General features: G+C 65.5%; 22 protein-coding genes and 1 pseudogene. 14 read left to right on the top strand and 9 right to left on the bottom strand.

What is annotated here, in order from left to right:
- Positions 1-16: 16 nt before the first annotated feature.
- The 3 genes from yidC to rpmH are packed head-to-tail and all read right to left on the bottom strand — an operon-like array spanning position 17 to position 2,369.
- Complete coding sequence (yidC, locus tag AC1DGW_RS11160) at positions 17-1,729, bottom strand: membrane protein insertase YidC (RefSeq protein WP_478022823.1); 1,713 nt, start codon at positions 1,727-1,729, stop codon at positions 17-19.
- Positions 1,729-2,190, bottom strand: coding sequence for a ribonuclease P protein component (rnpA, locus tag AC1DGW_RS11155; RefSeq protein ID WP_478022820.1), 462 nt, complete (start codon positions 2,188-2,190; stop codon positions 1,729-1,731). The genes yidC and rnpA overlap by 1 nt, the downstream gene beginning before the upstream one ends.
- A 38-nt stretch (positions 2,191-2,228) precedes the next feature.
- A complete protein-coding gene (gene rpmH / locus AC1DGW_RS11150) occupies positions 2,229-2,369 on the bottom strand; it encodes a 50S ribosomal protein L34 (RefSeq protein WP_006404565.1) in 141 nt (46 codons plus the stop codon).
- Between the two features lie 252 nt (positions 2,370-2,621).
- Here rpmH and dnaA point away from each other — a divergent pair, with 252 nt between their 5' ends.
- From dnaA to AC1DGW_RS11090, 12 genes and pseudogenes are all read left to right on the top strand, one after another.
- Positions 2,622-3,953 carry a chromosomal replication initiator protein DnaA gene (gene dnaA, locus AC1DGW_RS11145; protein ID WP_478022817.1) on the top strand — a complete coding sequence of 444 codons (1,332 nt, stop codon included), beginning with the start codon at positions 2,622-2,624 and terminating at the stop codon, positions 3,951-3,953.
- A 321-nt stretch (positions 3,954-4,274) separates the two neighbouring features.
- Entirely contained in the window at positions 4,275-5,375 is a 1,101-nt protein-coding gene (dnaN, locus tag AC1DGW_RS11140) for a DNA polymerase III subunit beta (RefSeq protein ID WP_055768690.1), read from the top strand.
- Positions 5,376-5,997: 622 nt separating this feature from the next.
- The gene (gene recF, locus AC1DGW_RS11135) at positions 5,998-7,098 is read left to right on the top strand and encodes a DNA replication/repair protein RecF (protein WP_478022814.1); all 1,101 of its coding nucleotides are present in this window, start codon (positions 5,998-6,000) and stop codon (positions 7,096-7,098) included.
- A 109-nt stretch (positions 7,099-7,207) separates the two neighbouring features.
- Positions 7,208-9,667, top strand: a complete 2,460-nt coding sequence (gene gyrB / locus AC1DGW_RS11130) for a DNA topoisomerase (ATP-hydrolyzing) subunit B (RefSeq protein WP_478022811.1) — start codon at positions 7,208-7,210, stop codon at positions 9,665-9,667.
- A 71-nt stretch (positions 9,668-9,738) separates the two neighbouring features.
- Positions 9,739-10,581, top strand: coding sequence for a lysostaphin resistance A-like protein (locus AC1DGW_RS11125; RefSeq protein ID WP_478022809.1), 843 nt, complete (start codon positions 9,739-9,741; stop codon positions 10,579-10,581).
- Positions 10,582-10,653: 72 nt separating this feature from the next.
- Positions 10,654-11,460: a M48 family metallopeptidase gene (locus tag AC1DGW_RS11120; protein ID WP_478022807.1), complete on the top strand. Its 807-nt coding sequence runs from the start codon at positions 10,654-10,656 to the stop codon at positions 11,458-11,460.
- Positions 11,461-11,614: 154 nt separating this feature from the next.
- The gene (locus AC1DGW_RS11115) at positions 11,615-12,808 is read left to right on the top strand and encodes a tetratricopeptide repeat protein (RefSeq protein ID WP_478022805.1); all 1,194 of its coding nucleotides are present in this window, start codon (positions 11,615-11,617) and stop codon (positions 12,806-12,808) included.
- A 146-nt stretch (positions 12,809-12,954) separates the two neighbouring features.
- The gene (locus AC1DGW_RS11110) at positions 12,955-13,626 is read left to right on the top strand and encodes an energy transducer TonB (RefSeq protein WP_478022802.1); all 672 of its coding nucleotides are present in this window, start codon (positions 12,955-12,957) and stop codon (positions 13,624-13,626) included.
- An 87-nt stretch (positions 13,627-13,713) separates the two neighbouring features.
- Positions 13,714-14,457, top strand: a complete 744-nt coding sequence (gene exbB, locus AC1DGW_RS11105) for a TonB-system energizer ExbB (RefSeq protein WP_478022800.1) — start codon at positions 13,714-13,716, stop codon at positions 14,455-14,457.
- A gap of 45 nt (positions 14,458-14,502) precedes the next feature.
- Positions 14,503-14,928: an ExbD/TolR family protein gene (locus AC1DGW_RS11100; protein WP_478022797.1), complete on the top strand. Its 426-nt coding sequence runs from the start codon at positions 14,503-14,505 to the stop codon at positions 14,926-14,928.
- A 3-nt stretch (positions 14,929-14,931) separates the two neighbouring features.
- Positions 14,932-15,342 (top strand): ExbD/TolR family protein, encoded by a 411-nt coding sequence (locus AC1DGW_RS11095; protein ID WP_055768671.1) that lies wholly within the window; start codon positions 14,932-14,934, stop codon positions 15,340-15,342.
- 163 nt (positions 15,343-15,505) lie between these two features.
- Positions 15,506-15,859: pseudogene (locus AC1DGW_RS11090) on the top strand (ExbD/TolR family protein).
- 302 nt (positions 15,860-16,161) lie between these two features.
- Here AC1DGW_RS11090 and AC1DGW_RS11085 read toward each other — a convergent pair.
- From AC1DGW_RS11085 to cls, 3 genes are all read right to left on the bottom strand, one after another.
- Positions 16,162-16,917 carry a pyridoxine 5'-phosphate synthase gene (locus AC1DGW_RS11085; RefSeq protein ID WP_478022794.1) on the bottom strand — a complete coding sequence of 252 codons (756 nt, stop codon included), beginning with the start codon at positions 16,915-16,917 and terminating at the stop codon, positions 16,162-16,164.
- A complete protein-coding gene (locus tag AC1DGW_RS11080) occupies positions 16,914-17,192 on the bottom strand; it encodes a hypothetical protein (protein ID WP_478022791.1) in 279 nt (92 codons plus the stop codon). Before AC1DGW_RS11080 ends, AC1DGW_RS11085 begins: the two co-directional genes overlap by 4 nt.
- 63 nt (positions 17,193-17,255) lie before the next feature.
- The gene (cls, locus tag AC1DGW_RS11075; RefSeq protein ID WP_478022789.1) at positions 17,256-18,716 is read right to left on the bottom strand and encodes a cardiolipin synthase; all 1,461 of its coding nucleotides are present in this window, start codon (positions 18,714-18,716) and stop codon (positions 17,256-17,258) included.
- A gap of 111 nt (positions 18,717-18,827) precedes the next feature.
- Here cls and AC1DGW_RS11070 point away from each other — a divergent pair, with 111 nt between their 5' ends.
- Positions 18,828-19,919, top strand: a complete 1,092-nt coding sequence (locus AC1DGW_RS11070) for a PA0069 family radical SAM protein (RefSeq protein WP_478022787.1) — start codon at positions 18,828-18,830, stop codon at positions 19,917-19,919.
- A 29-nt stretch (positions 19,920-19,948) separates the two neighbouring features.
- Here AC1DGW_RS11070 and AC1DGW_RS11065 read toward each other — a convergent pair whose 3' ends face one another.
- Both AC1DGW_RS11065 and AC1DGW_RS11060 read right to left on the bottom strand, forming a co-directional pair.
- A complete protein-coding gene (locus tag AC1DGW_RS11065) occupies positions 19,949-20,377 on the bottom strand; it encodes a nuclear transport factor 2 family protein (RefSeq protein WP_478022785.1) in 429 nt (142 codons plus the stop codon).
- A 137-nt stretch (positions 20,378-20,514) separates the two neighbouring features.
- Complete coding sequence (locus AC1DGW_RS11060) at positions 20,515-21,528, bottom strand: class 1 fructose-bisphosphatase (RefSeq protein ID WP_478022783.1); 1,014 nt, start codon at positions 21,526-21,528, stop codon at positions 20,515-20,517.
- A 188-nt stretch (positions 21,529-21,716) separates the two neighbouring features.
- Here AC1DGW_RS11060 and AC1DGW_RS11055 point away from each other — a divergent pair, with 188 nt between their 5' ends.
- Complete coding sequence (locus AC1DGW_RS11055; RefSeq protein WP_478022781.1) at positions 21,717-22,952, top strand: MgtC/SapB family protein; 1,236 nt, start codon at positions 21,717-21,719, stop codon at positions 22,950-22,952.
- Between the two features lie 83 nt (positions 22,953-23,035).
- Here AC1DGW_RS11055 and AC1DGW_RS11050 read toward each other — a convergent pair whose 3' ends face one another.
- A complete protein-coding gene (locus tag AC1DGW_RS11050; protein ID WP_478022779.1) occupies positions 23,036-24,238 on the bottom strand; it encodes an amino acid aminotransferase in 1,203 nt (400 codons plus the stop codon).
- Positions 24,239-24,394: the final 156 nt, after the last annotated feature.

Here is a 24,394-nt window from a genome sequence, read left to right as displayed (position 1 = left end):
CGGCGGGCTTTCGCGCTTACTTGGCTTCGGCCTTGGCCGGCGGCGTGGGCTCGCCGTGCTTCTTGGTCATCCACCACTGCTGGACCAGGCTCAGGCCGCCATTGACCACCCAGTACAGGACCAGGCCGGACGGCATGAAGGCCATCATCACGCCGAACACCAGCGGCATGAACTGCATCATCTTCTGCTGCATCGGGTCCATGCCCGGCGCCGGCGTCAGCTTCTGCGTGAACCACATGATGGCCACGTTGAGCACCGGCAGGATGAAGTACGGATCGCGCGCGGTCAGGTCCTGGATCCACGCGAACCACGGCGCCTGGCGCAGTTCCACCGATTCCACCAGCACCCAGTACAGGGCGAAGAAGATCGGCATCTGGATCAGCAGCGGCAGGCAGCCGCCCATCGGGTTGATCTTTTCCTTCTTGTACAGCTCCATCATCGCGGTCTGGAACTTCTGGCGGTCGTCGCCATAACGTTCCTTGAGCTGGGCGATGCGCGGCTGGAACCTGCGCATCTTGGCCTGCGACTTGTACTGCGCGTTGGCCAGCGGGAACAGCGCCAGCTTGAGCAGGATCACCAGGCCGATGATCGACCAGCCCCAGTTGCCGACCAGCTTGTGGACCTGGTTCATCACCCAGAACAGGCCCTGGCCGATGATGGCCATCGGCGTGAAGCGGCTGTAGTCGACCACGCGCTCCAGGCCGGGCACGTCTTCCTTGGCGATCTGGTTGACCAGCTTCGGACCGACCCACAGGCGCGCCTGCGTGCTCACCTTCTGACCCGGGGCCACGGTGAAGCCCGGGCCGCGCGCTTCGATGACGTTGCGCGGACCGTTCTGCGAAAGCAGGTACAACGAGGCCTGGTCGGCCTGCGGAATCCACGCGGTGAAGAAGTGGTGCTGCAGCATCGCCACCCAGCCGCCGCTGACGGTCTGGTTGAGGTTGCCGTCCTTCAGGTAATCGGCGAACGCGCGGCGCTGGTACTTCTTGTCGTTGTCGTACCAGGTGGCGCCGTTGAAGCTGAAGGAATCCGGGTTGGTCATGCTGCGGCTGAGGATCGCCGGCACGCGGTCGAGCTTGCGGAACACATAGCCCTGCCACGGCGTGGCGCCGGCATTGACCACTTCATCCTTCACGCCGATGGCATAGTCGCCGCGCTTGAAGGTATAGGTGCGGTGGATGCTGATGCCGTCCGGGCCGTTCCAGACGAACGGAACCTGCAGTTCGCTCTGGCCATCGGCCAAGGTGTATTCCCGCGCTGCCTGCACCGGCTGGAAGCCGTTGGCGCCAGGCGCGGCAGAACCGGCCTGGCCTACCCAACCGCTGGTGGCGCTGTACGGATGCGCCTTTTCCTCGGTCAGCAGCTGCACCGGCGGGCTGCCGGCGGCCTTGGTCTGCGGGAACTGCAGCAGATCGGCGTCGAGCACGCTGCGGCCATCGAGCGCCAGCTTCAGCACGTCGGTGGTGACGGTGACGCGCGTTGCGGCGGTGGCCGCTTCCATGGCGGGTGTCGGCGCAGCCGCATCCGTCGGCTGGCCCGGAACGGAAGCCTGCGGCACGTTGCCGGCCGACGGCGGGGTCAGGTCGGCATCGTTGGCGGCCGGCACCGCCGGCTGGGTCGTGGCGACGGTGGCCGGATCCGGCGCGTTCTTCTCGCGGCCCCACTCCATCCACAGCAGCACCGCCACCATCAGCCAGGCGAAAATCAGGAATACACGGGTCTGGTTCATCAGCAGGCAGGCTCGGCTCGACCAGGCGGGGAGCCCGGCGCGTTCAAGGAAGAAGAGGGTTCGTTGCCCTCGCGCGGCGGCATTGTGCCGTCAGCGACCACGGCGGGCAATGCACCGGCGCGGCGGAGCAGGCGCACGAACGCCTCACGGATCTGCCGGTTGCCGGCAAGCTTGGCCGCCGAGCGGGCGACCACGACGTAATCGCCCCCGGCCATGTCTGCCCGGAGGTGACGTGTGGCATCACGCAGCACACGCTTGATACGGTTGCGGCCCACCGACCGCGTATCGACCTTGCGCGACACGGCCAAGCCCAGCCGGGCAGGGATATCCCCTTTCAGCCAGTGCAGTGTCATCAATGGGTCGGATACACGGCGGGCGCCGTTGAAGACCGTTGTATATTCGGCACGCGTACGAACCCGCGCAGAGCGAGGAAATCGCTTGCGCGGGTCGGTGCTGCTCACGATCGGATTTGCATCTGCCGCACGGGGCGGCAACGCAATCAAGCGCTGAGGACTTTGCGGCCCTTGGCGCGGCGACGCGACAGGATCTTGCGGCCGTCAGCGGTCTTCATACGCGCGCGGAAGCCGTGATCGCGCTTGCGCTTGAGGTTGCTGGGTTGGAACGTGCGCTTGGTGGCCATGGGGGCACCTGTATGAATGGGACGGAAAGAACCGGAAATTCTATAGGCCTCCCCCCATCACGTCAAGCACTGTAGTGCTTGCCCCGCAAGGGTTTCATCCACAGGCTGTGGATGGATCTGTGAACAAGTCAGGGACAAGCATTCCCGCCCCCGTCCTGCGGTGGTAGTCTGCGCCATCCACTTTCCCCCTTTCCGGCACGTGGCCGGGCGGCTTTCTGCGCCCGTCCCGCGTGCCTTCGACGATTATTTCCGATGGATGCCTGGTCCCGTTGTATCGAACGTCTGGAAGCGGAATTTCCGCCAGAAGATGTCCACACCTGGTTGAAGCCGCTGCAGGCCGACCACCGCGCCGACAGCATGGTGCTGTACGCCCCGAACGCCTTCATCGTCGACCAGGTGCGCGAGCGCTACCTGCCGCGCATCCATGAGCTGCTGCGCTATTTCGCCGACATCACCGACGTGCAGCTGGAAATCGGCTCGCGCCCGCGCGCGGCCGAGCCGGCGCCGGTTGCCGCTTCCACTGTTGGCATGGCGGCTCCGGCCGCGCCGGTGGTGCCGTTCAACGGCAACCTCGATGCGCACTACACCTTCACCAACTTCGTCGAAGGCCGCAGCAACCAGCTGGGCCTGGCCGCCGCCTTCCAGGCGGCGCAGAAGCCCGGCGACCGCGCGCACAACCCGCTGCTGCTGTATGGCGGCACCGGCCTGGGCAAGACCCACCTGATGCTGGCCGCCGGCAACGCTATGCGCCAGGCCAATCCGGGTGCACGCGTGCTCTACCTGCGTTCGGAGCAGTTCTTCAGCGCCATGATCCGTGCGCTGCAGGAAAAGACGATGGACCAGTTCAAGCGCCAGTTCCAGCAGGTGGACGCGCTGCTGATCGACGACATCCAGTTCTTCGCCGGCAAGGACCGTACGCAGGAGGAGTTCTTCCACACCTTCAACGCGCTGTTCGACGGCAAGCAGCAGATCATCCTGACCTGCGACCGCTACCCTCGTGAGGTCGAAGGCCTGGAAGCGCGCTTGAAGTCGCGCCTGGCATGGGGCCTTTCGGTGGCCATCGAGCCACCGGATTTCGAGACCCGCGCGGCCATCGTGCTGGCCAAGGCGCGCGAGCGTGGCGCCGAGATTCCCGACGACGTGGCATTCCTGATCGCCAAGAAGATGCGCTCGAACGTGCGCGACCTGGAAGGCGCACTCAACACGCTGACCGCGCGAGCCAACTTCACCGGCCGCGCCATCACCACCGAATTCGCCCAGGAAACCCTGCGCGACCTGTTGCGCGCCCAGCAGCAGGCAATCAGCATTCCCAACATCCAGAAGACCGTGGCCGACTACTACGGCCTGCAGATCAAGGACCTGCTGTCCAAGCGCCGCACCCGTTCGCTGGCGCGTCCGCGCCAGGTCGCGATGGCGCTGACCAAGGAACTGACCGAGCACAGCCTGCCGGAAATCGGCGATGCCTTCGCCGGCCGCGACCACACCACGGTGCTGCACGCCTGCCGCCAGATCCGCACGCTCATGGAGACCGACGGCAAGCTGCGCGAGGACTGGGACAAGCTCATCCGCAAGTTGAGTGAGTAAGCCATCGGGACACCGGGAAGGGACAGGCAACAGGGCCAGCGAATGATGCATCGACGCCACGCAGGCGTCATCGCACAAAACGGTGCATCATTCGGGGGCAGGCGTTGGGGAATCTGTGGATAAAAATGCGCTTCCGGATCGAGGCAAAGTTATCCACACCTTTCCCCACCCGTTCCGGACCAGTAATACAGAGGGTTTCGATGCAATTAAACCCTTTAAAAACAAATACTTGGGTGTGTTTTAAACCAAATCTGGCTCTACCAGCACCACCAAGCTTTTGATTTAACCCACATCTTTAAAAGCATAGGGGCACGAAACCACATGCGTTTCACACTGCAGCGCGAAGCCTTCCTCAAGCCGTTGGCCCAGGTCGTCAACGTGGTCGAACGCCGTCAGACCCTTCCGGTTCTGGCCAACTTCCTGGTCCAGGTACAGGGCGGCCAGCTGTCGCTGACCGGTACCGACCTGGAAGTGGAAATGGTCTCCCGCATTGCGGTGGAGGATGCGCAGGATGGCGAAACCACGATTCCGGCACGCAAGCTGTTCGAGATCATCCGCGCCCTGCCCGACGGCAGCCGCGTGACCGTGTCGCAGACCGGCGAGAAGATCACAGTGCAGGCCGGTCGCAGCCGCTTCACGCTGGCGACGCTGCCGGCCAATGACTTCCCATCGGTCGACGAGGTCGAAGCCACCGAGCGCGTAGTGGTGCCGGAATCCGCCCTGAAGGAACTGATCGAGCGCACCGCGTTCGCGATGGCGCAGCAGGATGTGCGGTACTACCTCAACGGCCTGTTGTTCGACCTGCGCGACCAGTTGCTGCGTTGCGTGGCCACCGACGGCCACCGTCTGGCGTTGTGCGAGACCGCACTGGAGAACAGCACCGGTTCCAAGCGCCAGATCATCGTGCCGCGCAAGGGCGTGACCGAGTTGCAGCGCCTGCTGGAAGGCGGCGATCGCGAAGTTGAACTGGAGGTCGGCCGCAGCCACGTGCGCGTGAAACGCGACGATGTGACCTTCACCTCCAAGCTGATCGACGGCCGTTTCCCGGATTACGAGGCGGTGATCCCGATCGGTGCCGACCGCGAGGTGAAGGTGGATCGTGAAAGCCTGCGTGCTTCGCTGCAGCGTGCCGCCATTCTGTCCAACGAGAAGTACCGCGGCGTCCGTGTCGAAGTCACTCCAGGCCAGCTGAAGATCAGCGCGCACAACCCGGAGCAGGAAGAAGCGCAGGAAGAGATCGAAGCCGACACCCAGGTCAGCGATCTTGCCATCGGCTTCAACGTGAATTACCTGCTCGATGCTTTGTCGGCATTGCGTGATGAGCACATCGTGATCCAGCTGCGCGATTCCAATTCGTCGGCGCTGGTACGCGAGGCCAGCAGCGAGAAGTCCAGGCACGTGGTCATGCCGCTGCGTCTCTGACGCATCAGGTTCCACGTGGAACAGAGCCCGGCAATGCCGGGCTTTTTTTTGCCTGCTGCGAGCCTTCCCGGGATCAGTATCCGATTATGTGATGTTCCACGTGGAACTCACTTCGAGAATCGCGGATCCGGATGGAAAGTTTGTCCGAGTGATTGTTGGAGACGGGATATCCCAGAAGGCGAGGCCACCTCGATACAGGACATGATCATCAGGCTTTTCTCCAGGAATCCTGATCCGGAAGCCGCCTGTCAAAGCTTTAAATCTGGAAACAAATCAAAAGCTTTGTGGTGATGGTAGGACTGGATTTCATTTAAAAAATGCTTATCTTTTTGTTTTTAAAGGGTATTTATGTCATGAAACCCCTATGGAAAAGCCCGGGATCAGGCTGTGGATAGCTGTGAACAAGTGGGATTCATGGGAAAGCCGACAAAACTGTCCACAGGATGCCCAAGGTTCGAGAACGGTCTGTGCACAGGGACAAGTGATGCCATCGGATTGATGGGCCATGTTCGATCTCTGGCCTGACCCGGGAACAGAGCTGGCTTTCCCGATAGATGCTTTAAGCTGCCGGTCTTGCCTTGGCTGGTGATGCCGTGGGCGTCGTGTCTACTCCCGAGCGTCAATGCACATCGTCCGTCTCTCACTGAACCGCGTACGCCGGTTCAACTCGGTGGAACTGGCTCCCCGTCCCGGAATCAACCTGATCACGGGGGACAACGGCGCGGGCAAAACCAGCCTGTTGGAAGCCCTGCATCTGATGGCCTATGGGCGCAGCTTCCGTGGCCGCGTCCGCGATGGATTGGTGCAAAAGGGCGCCGATGCTCTGGAAGTCTTTGTCGAATGGCAGGAGCAGGGGGGGGCGGCATCGGTCGAACGGCTTCGTCGGGCAGGTCTACGCCATGGCGGGCAGACCTGGAAAGGCCGGTTGGACGGCGAGGACGTGGCCCAGCTTGGATCCCTGTGCGCCGCGCTGGCAGTGGTGACCTTCGAACCAGGTAGCCACGCCTTGGTGAGTGGAGGCAGCGAACCGCGCCGGCGCTTCATCGATTGGGGATTGTTCCACGTGGAACCTGACTTTCTCCCCCTTTGGCGTCGTTACACGCGGGCGCTCAAGCAACGCAATGCCCTGCTCAAGGCCGGAGCCGCTCCGCGACAACTCGACGCCTGGGATCATGAACTGGCCGAGGCCGGTACTCCGCTGACCTCACGGCGCCAGCACTACCTTGATCGGCTGCAGGAACGAGCAATAGCCATCGCCGCCGATCTGGCGCCGGGGCTTCAGCTGCAGGGTCTTGAGCTGCAATCGGGCTGGCGTCGGCACGAAATGCCGTTGGCCGACGCTCTGCTGCTGTCCCGTGAGCGGGATCGCACCATGGGCCATACCTCGGTGGGGCCACATCGAGCGGACTGGTCTGTCGCTTATGGGGAGATCCCGGGCCGAGATGCCCTGTCGCGTGGGCAGGCCAAGCTCACCGCCCTCGCCTGTCTGCTGGCGCAGGCGGACGATTACGCGGCCCAGCGCGGCGAATGGCCGGTGATCGCACTGGACGACCTAGGGGCGGAACTGGACCGGCATCACCAGCAACGCGTGCTGGAACGCTTGGCGGAGACGCCCGCGCAGGTCTTCATCACCGCGACCGAACCACCTGCCGCACTCGAAGAGCAGCTGCGACCGGCGGCCGTGTTCCACGTGGAACACGGCGCAATCCGGATGCTGCAATGACCGTTCCGGGTGCGTAATGGCCCGGCTGGTATACTTTCCACGACCCCCTCTTTACTCACGCCCCGACCTCCGGGCCGGCGCGTGACCTGTGGAGCCAACGGCAAGCGCGATGAGCGAAGAACAGAACACCCCGGCCAGCAATGGCAATTACGACGCCAACAGCATCACTGCCCTGGAAGGGCTGGAGGCTGTCCGCAAGCGTCCCGGCATGTACATCGGCGACGTCCACGACGGCACCGGTCTGCACCACATGGTGTTCGAAGTCGTCGACAACTCCATCGACGAAGCCCTCGCTGGCCATGCCGACAACGTCGTGGTGACCATCCATGCCGACGGTTCGGTATCGGTGTCGGACAACGGCCGCGGCATTCCGGTCGGCAAGCACGAGCAGATGAGCCAGAAGCTCGGCCGCGAGGTTTCCGCCGCCGAAGTGGTGATGACGGTCCTGCACGCTGGCGGCAAGTTCGACGACAACAGCTACAAGGTTTCCGGCGGCCTGCACGGCGTCGGCGTCAGCGTGGTCAACGCGCTGTCGCAGAAGCTCCTGGTGGACGTGTTCCAGGGTGGTTTCCATTACCAGCAGGAATTCAGCAACGGTGCCGCAGTCAGCCCGCTGAAGCAGCTGGGAACCACCACCAAGCGCGGTACCACCGTGCGTTTCTGGCCGTCGACCGTGGCGTTCCACGGCAATGTCGAGTTCCACTACGAGATCCTGGCGCGCCGATTGCGCGAGCTCTCGTTCCTCAACTCGGGCGTCAAGGTCATCCTGGCCGACGAACGCGGCGAAGGCCGTCGCGACGACTTCCACTACGAAGGCGGCATCAAGAGCTTCGTGGAGCATCTGGCGCAGCTGAAGACCCCACTGCACCCGAACGTCATCTCGGTCACCGGCGAGCACAACGGCATCACCGTGGAAGTGGCGTTGCAGTGGACCGATTCCTACCAGGAAACGATGTACTGCTTCACCAACAACATCCCGCAGAAGGATGGCGGCACTCACCTGGCAGGCTTCCGCGGCGCGCTGACCCGCGTGCTGAACAACTACATCGAGCAGAACGGCATCGCAAAGCAGGCCAAGATCAGCCTGACCGGCGATGACATGCGCGAAGGCATGATCGCGGTGCTGTCGGTGAAGGTGCCGGACCCGAGCTTCTCCAGCCAGACCAAGGAAAAGCTGGTCAGTTCGGATGTGCGCCCGGCCGTGGAAAACGCCTTCGGCGCGCGCCTGGAAGAGTTCCTCCAGGAGAATCCGAACGAAGCCAAGGCCATCGCCGGCAAGATCGTCGATGCCGCCCGTGCCCGCGAAGCCGCGCGCAAGGCGCGCGACCTGACCCGCCGCAAGGGCGCGCTGGACATCGCCGGCCTGCCCGGCAAGCTGGCTGACTGCCAGGAAAAGGATCCGGCGCTGTCCGAACTGTTCATCGTCGAGGGTGACTCGGCAGGCGGTTCGGCCAAGCAGGGCCGCAACCGCAAGAACCAGGCCGTGCTACCGCTGCGCGGCAAGATCCTCAACGTGGAACGCGCGCGTTTCGACCGCATGCTGGCTTCCGACCAGGTCGGTACCCTGATCACCGCGCTGGGCACCGGCATCGGCCGCGACGAGTACAACCCGGACAAGCTGCGCTACCACAAGATCATCATCATGACCGACGCGGACGTCGACGGCGCGCACATCCGCACCCTGCTGCTGACGTTCTTCTACCGTCAGATGCCGGAGCTGATCGAGCGCGGCTACGTCTACATCGGCCTGCCGCCGCTGTACAAGATCAAGCAGGGCAAGACCGAGCTGTACCTCAAGGACGACCCGGCGCTGGATGCCTACCTGGCCAACAGCGCGGTGGAGAACGCCTCGCTGGTCCCGGCCGCCGGCGAGCCGCCGATCGAGGGCGTGGCGCTTGAGAAGCTGTTGATGACCTACGCCAGCGCGCAGGATGCCATCGACCGCAATGCGCACCGTTACGACCGCAGCCTGCTCGAGGCGCTGGTCGATTTCACTCCGATGGACCTGGAGCACCTGCGCAACGCTGCCGCCGGCGAAGGTCTGGACGCGCTGGCCAGGCGCCTGAACCAGGGCAGCCTGGGCACGCCGCGTTTCAGTCTGGTCCTGCAGGAGCCGACCGAACAGCGCCCGGCGGCCGTGCTGGTCACCCGCCGCCACATGGGCGAGGAGCACATCCAGGTGTTGCCGCTGGCGGCGTTCGAATCCGGCGAACTGCGTCCGCTGCACCAGGCCTCTCAGCTGCTGCATGGCCTGATCCGCGAGGGCGCCACCATCAACCGCGGCAACCGCTCGGCCGAAGTCACCGGCTTCGCCCAGGCCCAGGCCTGGCTGATGGAAGAAGCCAAGAAGGGCCGCCAGATCCAGCGCTTCAAGGGTCTGGGCGAAATGAACCCGGAACAGCTGTGGGATACCACCGTGAACCCCGATACCCGCCGCCTGCTGCAGGTGCGTATCGAGGATGCGGTGGCCGCCGACCAGATCTTCAGCACCCTGATGGGCGACGTGGTCGAGCCGCGCCGCGACTTCATCGAGGACAACGCGCTGAAGGTCACCAACCTGGATATCTGACACAATCCGGCAACATGGGCAGGTGCCGCATCCGGCGTCTGCCCGTATTCCGTTGCTGCCCCAGGATCACGATGTCCGCACCACCGCCGGTTCCGTTGTCCGTCCCGCCCACCACGCCACCGGTGTCCCGCGAAGGTTCCCCGCTGCTGGGATTCGGACTGGATGTCCTGCTGGCTGCCTGCATCCTGCTGGGCCTGAGCCTGTTCTGCGGCCTGGCCTGGGGCCTGTGGCGCGGCTTCGAGGTCGGCATGGCGATCGCGCGCGAAGGCGGCGGTGCGCCGGACGCGGGCCAACTGGGTTCGCAGCTGGGCCAGCCGGGTGCCTTGGCGCAGATGCTGATCGCGCTGGTCTCCACCGGCGCTACCGCACTGGTGCTCTACTTCTGGCGTCGGCCTGCCTCGCAGGCCGAACGTGCCGCATCCCACGCCGCCGCGCTTCGCCGTTCGACCTGGGGATGGACCCTGCTCGTGGCCGCTGGCGTGTTCACCGGCAGCAGCCTGATCGGCTGGATCGGCAAGCAGCTTGGCATCGAGCCGGTGCCGACCAATCTGCCGCTGATGGAACAGGCGTTGGCCCACTACCCTGTGTTTCTGGTCGCCTTCGCGGTGTTCCTGGCGCCGGCTTACGAGGAACTGCTGTTCCGCCGGGTGCTGTTCGGCCGTCTCTGGGTGGCGGGTCGGCCATGGCTGGGCATGGTGCTCAGCGGCGCCGCCTTCGCCTTCATCCACGAGATCCCCGGTACGAGCGGCAACGGGCTGCCGGAAATCCTGCAACTGTGGCTGGTCTATGGTGGCATGGGTGTCGCTTTCGCCTGGCTGTACCGCCGGACCGGCACCTTGTGGGCGGCGATCGCCGCGCATACGCTCAACAACGCGATCGCACTGGCGGCACTGGTGTTCTTCGGGCTCCAATAAACGCGGCGCCGATTGACGGAAATTTAAGCCGGGCGCTCGCACACTGCCGACATGAACGAGGGGAAATCCGCAATGAAACCCGTACTGTTCGGCGTCGCGATCGCCTTGCTGCTGGGTGCCTGCGCGACAACGACCTCGCCTACCGGCCGCCGCCAGATCGTGGGCGGCGTTTCCCAGCAGCAGCTGGACCAGCTCGGTGCGCAGGCCTTCGCCGAAACCAAGGCCAAGCAGACCCTGAGCAGGGACGCCCGGCAGAACGCCTATGTCCAATGCGTGGTCAACGCGCTGGTGGCCGAACTGCCACAACAATACCGAGGGGTACGTTGGGAAACGGCGCTGTTCGTCGAGAAGGAGCCCAATGCTTTCGCCCTGCCCGGCGGCAAGGTCGGGGTCAACAGCGGCATCTTCACTGTGGCGAAGAACCAGGACCAACTGGCGGCGGTACTGGGCCATGAGATCGGCCATGTGATCTCGCGGCATCACGAGGAACGCATAACCCGGCAGATGGGAACTTCCGGTCTCCTGCAGGTTGCCGGGGCATTGGCAGGCGCCGCCTATGGCGATACCGCCGCCAGTGCGGTCAATCAGTTCGGCAGCATGGGCGCGCAGGGACTGATCCTGCTGCCGGGATCCCGCACCCAGGAAAGCGAGGCCGACGTGGTCGGGCAGCGCCTGATGGCCCAGGCCGGGTTTGATCCGGCCCAGGCCGTGGACCTGTGGCAGAACATGATGGCGGCGGGTGGCGGACGCCCGCCACAATGGCTTTCGACCCACCCGGACCCGACCAACCGCATCCGCGAACTGCAGCGTGATGTTGCCGCGCTGGAGCCCGTCTATCGCCAGGCGCGACAGTCCGGGCGGACACCGCGCTGCGGTTGACTCCCGGACATGACCCGGCTCAGCCTTGGACATTGGTGCAGTACAGCAACGGAAGTGATTTCTCCGTCAAAAATTTTCTGTTACGTTTGGCGGCTCCGTCTTCCCGGACGGCCCGTCTACAGCACCGCCCCCCGCGGTTTCATCGAGGTGACCCATGATCTCCCGCAGCCATAAGCAGGCCCTGCTTTCCGTCCTCATCGCGACCGTGCTTGGTGGCGTTGTGGTTGCCGATGCCGACGCCCAGTCGCGCTCGTCCGATCGGGGTGGCGAGCGCCACAGCCGCGGTTCGGCCAAGGCCGAGGTGCTGTATCCGGAGGCTACCCGCGAGGAGCCCAAGGGCAAGTCGTCCTCGAAGATGAGCGGCAAGCTGCAGAAGCTGTTCGCTGCCTACAACAAGGACGACTACGAGGAAACCCGCAAGCTGGCCGACGAGATCATCGCCGCCGACGGTGCCAACGAATACGACAAGGCGGTTGCCAACCAGCTCGCCTCGCAGGCCGCCTACAACCTGGACGACAACGCCGCCGCCAAGCAATACCTGCAGCAGGCCGTCGCCCTGAACCAGCTGGACAACAACGGCCACTTCCAGGCCATGCTGATGCTGGCCCAGCTGCAGCTGCAGGACGAGCAGTACGCCGAAGGCCTGGCCAACCTGGACAAGTATTTCGCCGAGTCCAAGTCGCACAAGCCCGAGGAACTGGTGATCAAGGGCCAGGCCCTGTACCAGACCGAGAAGTATGCCGAGGCCATCCCGGTGCTGAAGGCGGCCATCGCCGCCTCGCCCGAGCCCAAGGACAACTGGAACCAGCTGCTGATGGCGTCCTACGCCGAAGCTGGCCAGACCGGCGAAGCAGTCAAGGAAGCAGAGGCCCTGGCCGCGAAGAACCCGGCCGACAAGAAGGCGCAACTGAACCTGGCCAGCATGTACATGCAGGCCGACCAGATGGACAAGGCTGGCGCGGTGATGGACAAGCTGCGCGCGGCCGGACAGCTCACCGAAGAGCGCGAGTACAAGCAGCTGTACTCGATCTATGCCAACACCGAGAACAAGGAAAAGGACGTCATTGCGGTGATCAACGAGGGCCTGTCCAAGGGCATCCTCAAGCCGGACTACCAGGCTTACCTGGCGCTGGCGCAGTCGTACTATTACTCCGACCAGATCCCGCAGGCCATCGAGGCGTGGCAGAAAGCCGCCCCGCTTTCCAAGGATGGCGAGACCTACCTGAATCTGGCGCGTGTGCTGCATGCCGAAGGACGGATTCCCGAAGCCAGGCAGGCTGCCCGGGATGCAAAGGCTAAAGGTGTGAAGAACCCGGCCGATGCAGACAAGATCATCAACCTGAAGTAAGCAGGAATAACGCCTGAACAGCTGCATTTGTGATGCGCAGCTGGTCAGGATTGGTATAAGCTTGGAGGTTCCTGCGGTGTCATGCACCGCTGAATCAGGGGCGTCGGAACAACGCCGCCCCGGCCCCACTAATGAGTTCTTGGCGCATGACGGAACAACTGGTTTTCCACCACAGGTATGACGGCGAGAAAGACAAGGGTCTGAGCTGGCCCCGCATCGCCGGTATCGCCTTTGTAATCGCACTTCATCTGGCAGCCCTGATGATGCTCCTGATCCCGGCCGTGGCCCCCAAGGCCGCTACGGAAAAGGAACGCAACGTCATGGTGACCCTGGTCGACGCCCCGCCGCCGCCGCCACCCCCGCCGCCGCCGCCGCCGCCGCAGGACACCCCACCGCCGCCGGTCAAGAACCTGGCGCCGCCGAAGGCCTCGCCGCTGCCGCCGCCGCCGGAAGCCCCGGTGGTGGACGTGCCGGAACCGCGTCCGAACGACGTGGCGACGCCGCCGTCGCCGCCGTCGCCGCCGGCCCAGGTCACCGACATCCAGGCCAGCGTGGACATCTCGTCCAAGAACATGAACCCGCCGCGTTACCCGCCGGCCGCCTTCCGCGCCGGTATCCAGGGCGAGGTCATCCTCATCATTGATGTCGACGCCAGCGGCAACGTCACCAATGTGTCCGTCGAGAAGTCCAGCCGTAACCGCGACCTCGACCGTGCCGCCATGGACGCTGCACGCAAGTGGAAGTTCAACGCTTCCGTCGTCAATGGACAGAAGGCGGCTGGTCGCGTCCGCGTCCCGGTCAACTTTGCGCTGAGCTGATCCCGGCTGGCGGCCGCCGGCCGCCCTCCGGGAACCGTTCGACTTTAGCTATACCCTTTAACACCACACACAACAAAGGTAAGCGTCATGCTGCAGGAAATCTTCATCGCCGCTGCTGCCGGGGGCAACGCAAACAACGCGCTCTCGCAGATGGGCTTCGAGCATCTGATTCACGAAATGACCTCCAAGCCGGGTGACTTCGCGGTTTCCTGGGTCGTGCTGCTGACCCTGGTCGCGATGTCGGCGATGTCGTGGTACTGGACCGTCATCAACATCTTCCGCACCGCCCGCCTGAAGTCGGCTTCCGACCGCGTGCCGGGCATGTTCTGGGATGCCGCCAATGCCCAGGACGCCATCCGCGCCATGGAAGAGCAGCCGGCTTCCGAGCCGTTCTCGAAGATCGCGCTGGACGCTGCCCAGGCCGCTGCCCACCACCAGCAGGCTGGCGCTGCCGAGACCCTGAGCCGTTCGGAGTTCGTCGATCGCGCCCTGCGTCAGGCCGTGACCCGCGAATCCAACAGGCTGCAGGGCGGCATGATCCTGCTGGCCACCGTCGGCGCGACCGCTCCGTTCGTGGGTCTGCTGGGTACCGTGTGGGGCATCTACGGCGCGCTGATCAAGATCGGTGCCACCGGTTCTGCTTCGATCGACGCCGTTGCCGGCCCGGTGGGTGAAGCGCTGATCATGACCGCCATCGGTCTGTTCGTCGCGATCCCGGCCGTGTTCGCCTTCAACTTCTTCAGCAAGATCAACAGCGCCACCGTCAGCAAGTTCGACACCTTCGCGCACGATCTGCACGACTTCTTCGCCACCGGCTCGCGCGTCCGCTGAGCCGTAGGCAGAGCAGTCCTCGCAACGATATAGACGGAGCCCGTTATGGCTTTCAGTAGTGGTAACAGCAGCGGCCCGATGGCCGACATCAACGTCACGCCCCTCGTGGACGTGATGCTGGTGCTGCTGATCATCTTCATCATCACGGCTCCCCTGATGTCCCACAAGGTCAAGGTCGAGCTGCCCGAGGCCAACCTGAACATCAATCCGGACGACGCCGAAAAGCGTGCCGGTCCGATCACGGTGGCGGTCAAGGAAGACGGTTCGCTCTACTGGAACGATGAGCTGGTGACTAAGGAGACCCTGGAGTCGCGTTTCGCCACTGCTGCCCAGCAGACGCCCCAGCCGCCGCTCAACCTGCGTGGTGACAAGACCACCAAGATGAGCGTGATCAACGAAGTGACCAAGATCGCGCAGGGTCAGGGCATGCTGGACGTCGGCTTCGTTGCCACCAAAGAGAAGGGGCAATAAGCGATGGCATTCAGTAGTGGTGGAAACAGGGGCCCCATGGCCGACATCAACGTCACGCCCCTCGTGGACGTGATGCTGGTGCTGCTGATCATCTTCATCGTGACCGCGCCGATCATGACGTACCCGATCGCCGTGGATCTGCCGCAGCGGGTCATCAACCCGCCGCCGCAGCTGCGCGAGCCGCCGCCGCCGATCGATCTGCGTGTGGATGCGAGCAATCAGGTTTACTGGAACAACAGCCCGGTGAACGTGAACGAGCTGCAGCAGAAGATGGAAGAAGAAGTACAGAAGGATCCGACCAACCAGCCGGAACTTCGCATCGACGCCAATCCGGATTCCGAGTACGAAGTCATGGCCAAGATCCTGGCCCAGGCCAAGAACGCTCAGATGAAGAAGATCGGTTTCGTGCAGTAACGCAATACCCAAGTCATGACGCGACTGGAAAACGCCCCCGCTTGCCGGGGGCGTTTTTTTTATTCCCCTTCGAGGCAAGCCAGACGGTCTCTGCTAACGTCGGTGGCAAGGGAGCGGAAAGGGGACAGGCATGCAGAACAAGATCGTGGTGGCGGTGGTGTTGATGCTGGCGCTGATCGGCGCTGCTTTCTGCGTGCTCGTGCTGAGTGCGTCAGTCATGACGTACCCGATCGCCGTGGATCTGCCGCAGCGGGTCATCAATCCGCTGCCGATGACGCGGTAACCGCCATCGCCAATCTATCTGCGTGTGGATGCGGGCAATCGGGTTTACTGGAACAACAGCCCGGTGGATGTAAACGAGCTGCAGCAGAAGATTGAAGAAGAAGTACAGAAGGATCCCACCAACCAGCCGGAACTTCGCATCAACGCCAGTCCGGATTCCGGGTACGAGGTCATGACCAGGATCCTGGCCCAGGCCAGGAATGCCGGGGTGAGGAAGATCGGTTTCGCGCAGTAGTGCACTGCCGGGCCATTGCGCCATCGGAAAGCGCCCCGTCTGCCGGGAGCGCTTTCCTTGCCTCATGCAGCCGCACTGTATGGGAGAGGACGAATGGTGTCGTTCGCAAAGCCCTGTCGTGCGCCAGAACGTCGGGTGGATGCTTCGACACGATCAACTCACGGATGACAGGATCGCGGCGTCTGGCCACCGACAACATTGACCTGCGCGAAGGCATGTCGTTCGTTGCGGATCAGCAGCGGACCCTCAATCAGGCTTCCCCGAGGCCGCCTTCCATCCCATGGAAAGCGACGCAGGCAGGATCAGCGGCCGTGTCCGGCGATGCGCAGGTAGCCCTTCACCGTCGAGTCCAGCCCGTCGTACAGCGACTCGCCGATCAGCGCGTGGCCGATGGAGACTTCCAGCACCTGCGGTACGTGTGCGAGGAAGCGGCCAAGATTGGCCTGTGACAGGTCGTGACCGGCATTGACGCCCAGGCCCGCGGCCTGCGCTCGCCGGGCGGCATCCGCGAACAGCGCCAATGCGGCGTCCGGCGAACCGCTGGCGAAAGCTTCGGCATAGGGACCGGTGTAGAGCTCGACGCGGTCCGCGCCGAGTGCGGCGGCAGTGGCGATGTCCGGGTTGCCGGCGTCGACGAACAGGCTGACCCGGCAACCGAAGCCCTTCAATGCGGCGATCAGCGGGCGCAGGCGCTCGCCGTCGCGGGCAAAGTCGAAACCGTGGTCGGAGGTGAGCTGGCCGTCGCCATCCGGGACCAGGGTGGCCTGTGCTGGCCGGGTCTGTTCGCACAGCGGGAGCAGGCCCGGATAACCGGTGCGCGGCGGCGCGAACGGATTGCCTTCGATGTTGAACTCCACGCCGCGTTGCCGGGTGAGCGCCGAAAGCGCGTGGACGTCGTCGGCGCGGATGTGGCGCTGGTCGGGGCGTGGATGCACGGTGATGCCATGCGCACCCGCGTCCAGGCAGGCCGTTGCCGCGCGCAGTACGTCCGGGTCGTTGCCGCCGCGGGAATTGCGCAGCACGGCGATCTTGTTGACGTTGACGCTGAGGCGGGTCATGACGGCGGATGGTCTTCAGGTGCGGAGGGAGACGGGGAAGCGGCCGGTGGCGCGCCTGGTCGCAGCTGGTCGCGCAGGGCCTGCAGTTCGGCCGGGTGCAGGGCGCGCGGCGCGTGGCTGGTCGCGCCGCCGAAGCGTGCGGCGTACAGCCCCTTCATCCACAACAGGAAGAAGAGCAGCGCGGCCAACAGCGACAGGAGCAGCAAGCCCGTGTGCGTGGTCGTGATGGCGAAGGTGAAGGCACCGAGCGCGAGCAGCAGGAACAGCCAGTACATGACGATCTCCCCAGGGAGGCGCCCAGTGTAGCGGCCCGCCCGGTGCGGCTTCCATGCGTGGAGCTACAGCAGCGGCGAGGCAAGGCGGGCGAAGGCCTCGGGCAGGCGCTGCCGCCACAGCGGGCGGTGGCGGTCGGCACGCACCGGCGTGGCGCGGGCGAACTCCTGGGCCAGGATCGTTTCCAGTTCCGAGGTCAGCCCACGATCGTGGTAGAGCATCGACAGCTCGAAGTTCAGGCGGAAGCTGCGGTGATCGAAGTTGGCGCTGCCGACGATGCAGGTGTCGTCATCGGCGATGAAGGCCTTGGTATGCAGCATGCGCGGGCCGTACTCGTAGATCTTGACCCCGGCCTGCAGCAGTTCGTCGTAGTAGGAACGACCGGCCAGGGTGACGAACAGCGAATCGCTGCGCCGCGGCACCAGCAGGCGCGTGTCCAGCCCGCCAAGCGCGGCCGAAGTCAGTGCCATGCGCGCGGCTTCGCCGGGGACGAAGTACGGCGTTACCAGCCAGACGCGGCGGGCGGCCTCGTGGATCGCCGCCACGTGCATGCGGTGGATCGCTTCCCACGAGGAATCCGGGCCGGACACCAGCACCTGCGCCTGTACCGTGCCGCCCTCGCGCGTGGGGCCATTGGAAGGAAACAGGTCTTCCCGGTCGAAATGGGCCATGCCCTGCCCGCTGGCGTAGATCCAGTCCTCCAGGAACACCAGCTGCAGGCTGCGCACGACATGGCCGGTCAGGCGGGTGTGCAGGTCGCGATAGGCGTCCGGGTTGCGGCTGTCGTCCTCGTCGTCGGTGATGTTGATGCCGCCGGTGAAGGCGACCGAGCCATCGATCACCACCAGCTTGCGGTGCGTGCGCAGGTTCAGCCACGGACGCTTGAACGGCTTGAGCAGCTGGCGCGGGTGGAACCACGTCACTTCGGCGCCGGCATCGAGCAGCGGCCGCAGGAAGCCCCGCTTGACCCGTGAGGAGCCGACTGCATCCAGCAGCAGGCGTACCCTCACCCCTGCCCTCGCCCGCTCGATCAGCGCGTCGCGCAGGGCCGTGCCGGCGTGGTCGGGCTCGAAGATGTAGTACTCCAGGTTCACGTGGCGCCGCGCGCCGGCGACGGCCGCCAGGATCGCCGCGTAGGTCGCCGCACCATCGACCAGCCAGTCCACGGCCGTGGCGGTACTCGGCGGCAGGCCGGTAGTGGCTTGGCCGATGCGCGCCAGCTCGGTGCAGTGCACATCGGCGGGGCAGACCGTGTTGTAGGCCTCCATGCCCTCGCGCGAACGCCCGCGCCGCAGGCGCTGGCGCACGATCTTCTGCGGGCCGAGCACGTAGAACACGAACAGGCCGATGTAGGGCAGCACCGCCAGCGACAGGATCCAGCTCAGCGTCGCCACCGGTTCGCGTTTCTGCAGCACGATGTAGCCGGCCAGCAGTACCAGGTACAGCACGTAGGCGGTCGCCAGGATCTGCGCCGCGTGCGGGATGGAGGACACGCTGGTCCAGAGGCTGTGAAGGGCTTCGCGCATGCGGCGATTCTAGCCATGGCCGGTGCAGGGCGCGCGAGGCCGGCCGTGGCCGGGCGTCTGCATGAACGCCGCGTCGCTGCATCTGCGACGCCGCCGCGCTAGCGTAGGCCGATGCCCACTCCGATCAAGGGCCGCGGTGCCACCAGCCACTTGCCCGGCCGCTTCGAAACCACCACCACCGATGCCGTCGACGACGGCTGGCTGGCCGACGACGGCGAGGAATTCGCCGCGCCGCGCCTGCGTACCGACGTGCGCGTGGAAGTCGCGCGCAGCATCATCAGCCGCAACTCCTCTCCGGACGTCGGCTTCGACCAGTCGGTGAACCCCTACCGCGGCTGCGAACATGGTTGCTCGTACTGTTTCGCGCGGCCCACCCACGCCTACCTGAACCTGTCGCCGGGGCTGGATTTCGAGACGAAGATCTTCGCCAAGACCAATGCCGCCGAACTGCTGCGCAGGGAACTGGCCAAGCCCGGCTATGTGGTCAAACCCATTGCGCTGGGCATCAACACCGACGCCTACCAGCCAGTCGAACGCAGGCTGGGCATCACTCGCCAGCTGATCGAGGTGATGCTGGAAACCAGCCACCCATTCTCGCTTATCACCAAGAACGCGCTGGTCGAGCGCGACATCGACCTGCTGGCGCCGCTGGCCGCGCAGCGTCTGGTCAGCGTGCATTTTTCGGTGACCTCGCTGGACCCGCATCTGTCGGCGAAGCTGGAACCACGCGCCTCTGCGCCGCATGCGCGGCTGCGCGCGATGCGGCGCCTGCACGAAGCCGGGATTCCGGTCGGCGTGATGGTGGCGCCGGTGATCCCGTGGATCAACGATGCCGAACTGGAGGCAGTGCTGGAAGCCGCGCGCGATGCAGGCGCGCGCAGTGCCGGTTACGTGCTGCTGCGCCTGCCCTACGAGGTGGCGCCACTGTTCCGCGACTGGCTGCAGGCGCACCATCCGCAGCGTGCCGAGCATGTGATGAGCACCCTCAACCAGCTGCGCGGCGGCAAGGATTACGACAGCCAGTTCGGCAAGCGCATGCGCGGCGAAGGCGTGTATGCGCAGCTGCTGTCGCGCCGCTTCGCGCTGGCCAGCAGGCGCCTGGGTTTCAACGCCTCGCGCGAGCAGTGGCCGTGGCTGGACTGCAGCCGCTTCGTGCCGCCGGTACCGCCGAAGAAGGCCTCGCCGCAGGGCGAGCTGTTCTGATCGGCCCGCGTGCCCTGCGGTCTTCGCCGTCAGGGCTGGGGATCGGACAACCGCGAGGAGTGCGAGGTCACCATCTGCCAGTGGCCATCACGCAGTAGCCACACGCGGGTGAAACGAAAGCGTCCTTCCCACGGCTGGCCGTTGCTGACCGCGGCCTGCACGCTGGTGCCGGTGATCACAGCGGTATCGCCGTAGCGGCGTACCTGCACGTCCTGGTTGTCGATGCGCGTGTTGCGGCGTGTGCGCGTGGCCAGTTCCTGCAGGTAGTCGGCCTTGTGCTGCACGCGGCCGTCGGAATGGGTGAGCAGCCAGTCCTCGGCCAGCAGGGGCGCCAACGCCGACGCATCGCCCTGCAGGCGCAGGCGGTTCCAGTCGGTGTCGGCCTGTTCCAGGGTGGGCGGCTGTGCCCAAGCCAGGACGGAAACCAGCAGCAGCGGTACGGCGATCCATACGCGCATCGGCGTGTCCTCCAGGGAAACGCCGATGGTGGCCCGAATCGGTGCGCACGTGTAGTGCCGCGCAATACCCTGGCCGGGAGCTTCCGGCCGCTGCCGCTGCGGGGCGTTGCCCCGCTCTATCCGCTGGCCGAGTGGATTCAGGCCTGCGCGTCGTGCTCGTGGTGGTAGCGGGTGGCTTCGGCCACCTCGTTGCGCGAGCCGAGGAACACCGGCACGCGCTGGTGCAGCTGGCTGGGCTGGATGTCGAGGATGCGCTCGCGGCCGTTGGTGGCGGCACCGCCGGCCTGCTCGATCAGCATCGACATCGGATTGGCTTCATACATCAGGCGCAGCTTGCCCGCCTTGGACGGATCCTTCCTGTCCCACGGGTAGATGAAGATGCCGCCGCGGGTGAGGATGCGATGCACGTCGGCCACCATCGAGGCGATCCAGCGCATGTTGAAGTCCTTGCCGCGCACGCCTTCGCGGCCGGCCAGCAGGTCGGCCACGTAGCCCTGCATCGGCGCCTCCCAGTGGCGCTGGTTGGACATGTTGATGGCGAATTCCTTCGTATCGGCCGGCACCTGCATGCCGCGCTGGGTCAGCACGAATTCGCCGGTCTCGCGATCCAGGGTGAAGGCATGGGTGCCGTGCCCGACGGTAAGCACCAGCATCGTGCTCGGCCCATAGATGCAGTAGCCGGCCGCGACCTGCTGCACGCCGGGTTGCAGAAAATGTTCGTCACCGGGCTGGTCCACGCCGGCCGGCGTGCGCAGCACCGAGAAGATGGTGCCCACCGACACGTTGACGTCGATGTTGGAGCTGCCGTCCAGCGGATCGAACAGCAGCAGGAAGTCGCCGTGCGGATATTCGGACGGCACTGGCTGGCTGTGGTCCATTTCCTCCGAGGCGCAGGCGGCCAGGTGGCCGCCCCAGGCGTTGGCTTCGAGCAGGATCTCGTTGGAGATCACGTCGAGCTTCTTCTGCGCCTCGCCCTGCACGTTGCCGGTGCCGGCGTCGCCGAGCACGCCGCCCAGCGCGCCCTTGCTCACCGCGATCGAGATGCTGGTGCAGGCGCGGGCCACCACCGCCACCAGCTGGCGCAGGTCGGCGTTGATGCGCCGGGCATGCTGTTCTTCGATCAGGAAGCGGGTCAGCGACGTGCGGGACATGGTCGGAAGCTACCTTCAGACAAAAGGAGCGCTATTGTCGCGGGTTGTCTTTCCTTTTACGAGCCAAGGGTCAGGTTCTGTCCTGGCCGCGCGTGGCGAAGGACAAATGCTGTCGTTGCCGGAAGCCGGCGCGCGTCATCGAGCCTGCCCACGGCCGGCTTAACATGGGTATCCAGGAAGGAGGCGACATGGATTGGGACCAGGCGACACATGGCCTGCTTGCGGCGCTCGGCATCGGCCTGTTGATCGGCGCGGTGCGGGAGCGCCAGCATGGAAACGCCGCAGCGTTGCAGGCAGGCGTGCGTACCCACGCATTGCTGGCATTGATGGGAGTCGTGGCCCTGGCACTGGGACCCGCCGTGTTCCTGGTGGTGCTGCTGGCGGCCGCCCTGCTGGCGTGGAGCAGCTACCGGGTCACCGCCCGCGACGACCCGGGCCTGACCGGCGAGATCGCCCTGCTGATCACGGTGCTGCTCGGCGGCCTGGCGCTTGAAGCGCGGGAACTGGCGGCGGCGCTCGGCGTGGTGGTGGCGATCCTGCTGTGGGCCAAGGCGCCACTGGCGCGATTGAGCCGCGAGGTGATCAGCGACCAGGAGATGCGCGATGCGCTGCTGCTGGCTGCCTGCGCGCTGGTGGTGCTGCCGCTGCTGCCGGATGACGCGATCGATCCCTGGGGCGTGCTGGTGCCGGCCAAGCTGTGGCAGATCGTGGTGCTGGTGATGGGCGTGGGCATGCTCGGCCACATCGCGCTGCGGGCCGTGGGCGCGCGCCGGGGGCTGCCGGTGGCGGGCTTCTTTTCCGGCTTCGCTTCGTCCACGGCGGCGGTGGCCGGCTTTGGCCGCGGCAGCCGGGCGTCGGCCGCGCTGGTGGGACCCTCGGCGTCGGCTGCGTTGCTGGCCAACCTGGCCTCCCTGCTGCTGTTCGCGGCGGTGATCGGCGCCACGTCGCCTGCACTGCTGCGCGCGAGCGCGTGGCCGCTGCTGGCCGCATCGCTGTTGTTGCTGGCGTTCTCGCTGCTGGGCCTGCGCCACGTGGAGGAAGAAACGCTGCCGCCGACCTCCGCCGCCAAGGCCTTCCGGCTGGGGCATGCGCTGATGATCGCGCTGGTGATCGCCGCCGTGCTGCTGGTGTCCGAAGGGCTGCGCCAGCTGTTCGGCCAGGCGGGAGCGTTGGCGGGGGCGACCATCGCCGCGCTGGGCGAACTGCACGCGGCGGCGGCGGGCATCGCGGGTCTGAATGCCTCCGGTGGCCTTGAGCTGGCGACGGCGCGCTGGGGCGTGGTGGCGCTGCTGGTGTCGGCCTCGCTGGCCAAGTCGGTGCTGGCCTTCGCCAGTGGCGGTCCACGTTATGGTGTCGCCGTCAGTGTGGGGCTGGCGGCGATGGTGGCAGGCGCGGCGTTGACGACCTGGCTGGTGCCGGGCTGAGCGCTACGGACGTCGGCCGCGGCCGGGCAAAAAAAAGCCCGGACTTCGCCGGGCTCTTCTTCGGTCGTGGTGATGGCCGCGGATCAGCCGCGGCTGACCTCGTAGACCGCCTTGGCCACGTAATCCAGGTTCTTCTGGCTCAGTGCGGCCACACAGATGCGGCCGGTGCCGACGGCATAGATGCCGAACTCGTCACGCAGCCGGTCCACCTGGGCCTTGCTCAGGCCCGAGTAGGAGAACATGCCGGCCTGCTGCTGGATGAAGCCGAATTCCGGCGCGCCCAGGGCGGCCAGCTTCTGCACCATGCCGGCGCGCAGGGCGTGGATGCGTTCGCGCATTTCGGTCAGCTCGGCGCCCCACATGCCACGCAGCTCGGCGCTGCCCAGCACGCCGGCCACCAGTGCGGCGCCGTGGGTGGATGGGCTGGAATAGATGGTGCGGATGATGCGCTTGACCTGCGACTGCACGGCCTTGGTCGAAGTCGCATCCGGAGCCACCACCGACAGCGCGCCGACGCGCTCGCCGTACAGCGAGAACGACTTGGAGTACGAGTTGGCGACGATGAAGCTGTCGATGCCGGCCTCGGCGATGATGCGCACGGCCTGGCCGTCCGGCTCGATGCCCTTGTCGAAGCCCTGGTAGGCCATGTCGATGAAGGGGAACAGCTGACGGTCCTTCAGCAGCGCGGCGACCTGCTTCCACTGCTCCGTGCTCAGGTCGGCGCCGGTCGGGTTGTGGCAGCAGGCGTGCAGCAGCACCACGGTGCCCGGCTGCAGCTTCTGCAGGTCGGCGATCATGCCGGCGAAATCCAGGCCGTGGCTGGCGTTGTCGAAATAGGTGTAGTCGACCACGTCGAAGCCGGCGGCGCCGAACACGGCGCGGTGGTTTTCCCAGCTCGGGTTGCTGATGGCGACGGTGGCGTGCGGCAGCAGCCTGTGCAGCAGGTCCGCGCCCACGCGCAGCGCGCCGCTGCCGCCGATGGTCTGCGAGGTGGCGACGCGGCCGGCGGCGATCAGGTCAGAACCCTCGCCGAACACCAGCTTCTGCGTGGCCTGGGTGTAGGCCGGCAGGCCGTCGATCGGCAGGTAGCCGCGCGGCTTGGCTTCGGCGGCGAGCTGCTGCTCGATCAGCTGCACGGCGCGCAGCAGCGGGATGCGGCCGTCTTCGTCGTAATAGATGCCGACGCCAAGGTTGACCTTGGTCGGGCGCGGGTCGGCGTTGTAAGCCTCGGTCAGACCCAGGATCGGGTCGCCAGGAACCTGTTCCACGTTTGCAAAGAAGGACACGGCGGTACTCGTCACGGTGGCGGGAGGGGGAAGTTCGGGACGACCGCGCAGCGCGGTCAAACCGCCCCATCCTAACAGGGCCGGGAGCCATTGGCCGCAGGGTTTCAGGCGGAACCGTCGTGGCGCGACGCAGTGCTTGCCGGTGATCGGCGATGA

The sequence above is a fragment of the Stenotrophomonas sp. 05N423 genome (assembly GCF_056397145.1).
This window is presented reverse-complemented; position numbering and strand designations above follow the sequence as displayed.

Coding starts and splice junctions, on each gene's coding strand:
- yidC (WP_478022823.1), bottom strand. CDS start 1,729: ATGAACCAGACCCGTGTATTCCTGATTTTCGCCTGGCTGATGGTGGCG.
- rpmH (WP_006404565.1), bottom strand. CDS start 2,369: ATGGCCACCAAGCGCACGTTCCAACCCAGCAACCTCAAGCGCAAGCGC.
- dnaA (WP_478022817.1), top strand. CDS start 2,622: ATGGATGCCTGGTCCCGTTGTATCGAACGTCTGGAAGCGGAATTTCCG.
- dnaN (WP_055768690.1), top strand. CDS start 4,275: ATGCGTTTCACACTGCAGCGCGAAGCCTTCCTCAAGCCGTTGGCCCAG.
- recF (WP_478022814.1), top strand. CDS start 5,998: ATGCACATCGTCCGTCTCTCACTGAACCGCGTACGCCGGTTCAACTCG.
- gyrB (WP_478022811.1), top strand. CDS start 7,208: ATGAGCGAAGAACAGAACACCCCGGCCAGCAATGGCAATTACGACGCC.
- AC1DGW_RS11125 (WP_478022809.1), top strand. CDS start 9,739: ATGTCCGCACCACCGCCGGTTCCGTTGTCCGTCCCGCCCACCACGCCA.
- AC1DGW_RS11120 (WP_478022807.1), top strand. CDS start 10,654: ATGAAACCCGTACTGTTCGGCGTCGCGATCGCCTTGCTGCTGGGTGCC.
- AC1DGW_RS11115 (WP_478022805.1), top strand. CDS start 11,615: ATGATCTCCCGCAGCCATAAGCAGGCCCTGCTTTCCGTCCTCATCGCG.
- AC1DGW_RS11110 (WP_478022802.1), top strand. CDS start 12,955: ATGACGGAACAACTGGTTTTCCACCACAGGTATGACGGCGAGAAAGAC.
- exbB (WP_478022800.1), top strand. CDS start 13,714: ATGCTGCAGGAAATCTTCATCGCCGCTGCTGCCGGGGGCAACGCAAAC.
- AC1DGW_RS11100 (WP_478022797.1), top strand. CDS start 14,503: ATGGCTTTCAGTAGTGGTAACAGCAGCGGCCCGATGGCCGACATCAAC.
- AC1DGW_RS11095 (WP_055768671.1), top strand. CDS start 14,932: ATGGCATTCAGTAGTGGTGGAAACAGGGGCCCCATGGCCGACATCAAC.
- AC1DGW_RS11085 (WP_478022794.1), bottom strand. CDS start 16,917: ATGACCCGCCTCAGCGTCAACGTCAACAAGATCGCCGTGCTGCGCAAT.
- AC1DGW_RS11080 (WP_478022791.1), bottom strand. CDS start 17,192: ATGTACTGGCTGTTCCTGCTGCTCGCGCTCGGTGCCTTCACCTTCGCC.
- cls (WP_478022789.1), bottom strand. CDS start 18,716: ATGCGCGAAGCCCTTCACAGCCTCTGGACCAGCGTGTCCTCCATCCCG.
- AC1DGW_RS11070 (WP_478022787.1), top strand. CDS start 18,828: ATGCCCACTCCGATCAAGGGCCGCGGTGCCACCAGCCACTTGCCCGGC.
- AC1DGW_RS11065 (WP_478022785.1), bottom strand. CDS start 20,377: ATGCGCGTATGGATCGCCGTACCGCTGCTGCTGGTTTCCGTCCTGGCT.
- AC1DGW_RS11060 (WP_478022783.1), bottom strand. CDS start 21,528: ATGTCCCGCACGTCGCTGACCCGCTTCCTGATCGAAGAACAGCATGCC.
- AC1DGW_RS11055 (WP_478022781.1), top strand. CDS start 21,717: ATGGATTGGGACCAGGCGACACATGGCCTGCTTGCGGCGCTCGGCATC.